At 44.9% G+C, this 1,411-nt stretch carries 1 protein-coding gene and 1 pseudogene; one reads left to right on the top strand and one right to left on the bottom strand.

What is annotated here, in order from left to right; translation table 11 throughout:
- Nucleotides 1-265: 265 nt before the first annotated feature.
- A pseudogene (locus A3842_RS10125) lies at nt 266-928 on the bottom strand (IS256 family transposase); the annotation flags it as partial.
- Nucleotides 929-1,209: 281 nt separating this feature from the next.
- Here A3842_RS10125 and A3842_RS32930 point away from each other — a divergent pair.
- The coding region (locus A3842_RS32930; RefSeq protein ID WP_218618674.1) for a hypothetical protein at nt 1,210-1,411 on the top strand (202 nt) is incomplete at its 3' end.

Below are 1,411 nucleotides of genomic sequence, written 5' to 3'. Positions count from 1 at the left end.
ATAAAATTCTAGGACTAGAGATGAATCAAAATCTTAGATGGTCTTTATCGTGAAGAAAGAGGAAAGGTTTTTCTAGATTTCGGAAAAGGATATTGTTATAAAATAAGAGCTGAATTAAAACTTATATTGCAGAACTATTTCGGAGAGTAGCTAAGTTGTTTTATATAAATAAGGCGTAGGTGAATACCTGACAAGGATAGGGTCTGTCAATAATTTTGTGTAAACTCTTTTAAGCACAGATTCCCCCGAGGGGGAATTCGCGATTCTAACGCAAATGTTGACCGACTCGATCCGGGAAAAAGACCGAAAGCTGGAGCAGCATTTGTCCCCAGTTTTGGACACGTCCTGTCCATTTGCGAGTGACGTCCACGGTGGCTAGGTAGAGCATCTTAAGCAACGCTTCATCCGTGGGAAAGATGCTTTTTCCCTTCGTCACTTTACGAAGCTGGCGGTGGTAACTCTCAATCATATTGGTGGTGTAGATGAGTTTGCGTATCTCAGGCGGGTACTTGAAAAAGGTAGCGAGTTCGTCCCAATGGGTCCGCCAAGAACGGATAATGAGGGGATACTTCGCTCCCCAGACTTCCTCAAAACGGTCGAGTTCAAGCAAGGCGTCCTCCTCGGTAGCTGCCTTGTAAATAGGCTTTAAGTCGGCGGTCACTTTCTTAATGTCCTTGTAAGACACGTACCGCGTGGAGCTGCGGATTTGGTGAATAATACACTTCTGAATTTCAGTTTGGGGGTAGCAGGCTGCAATCGCTTGAGAGAATCCAGACAGGTTATCCACGCAGATAATGAGAATGTCCCCCACTCCGCGATTCTTAAGTTCATTCAGCACACTCAGCAAGAACTTGGAGGACTCATTCTCACCAATCCACATGCCCAGCACGTCTTTGTTTCCGTCCAGATCAATGCCAATGACCATGTAGGCAGCCTTGTTGACAATGGCCCCGTCCTGCTTGATTTATAATTAAACTGCCAAGAGTCAGAGTATATAAGTCTGAAGTCTTGATTACACCATGATGAAATTGTAGCTATAATATCATCCAGGCAAGTTCCGAAAGCACCTTTCGGTAGATGGAAAAAAAGTCCTAACATTCAATTCCATACATTTTCCTCCCACTATAAATTAATAAATACTCTTGTTTACTCACTCGTTCTAAGATTTTCAGCCATAGACAGATTGAGAGCTGGAGAAGTCATGTAAGGATGACATTATTTTCTGGTGAAGCCGGTGGCGGGAATAGAGAGCGGGGGATTCATCCCCAACCCAAGGATACGTTCTGTGATCGCACTTTGGATATCCACACCTGTCTCCTGACGGCTTACCCTCCCATGTCACGCGGGGTCTTTGCCCTTACATTCCTTCGTTCGGCCTCTCAGGAGGTGGACGCCGTTTCTTGCTCCTTTA

The sequence above is a fragment of the Paenibacillus sp. P3E genome (assembly GCF_001909045.1).
In the GTDB taxonomy this organism is placed as follows: Bacteria; Bacillota; Bacilli; order Paenibacillales; family Paenibacillaceae; genus Paenibacillus_AQ; species Paenibacillus_AQ helianthi.
Note: the sequence above shows the minus strand (reverse complement) of the source record. Positions and strands in the feature narration are given on the sequence as shown.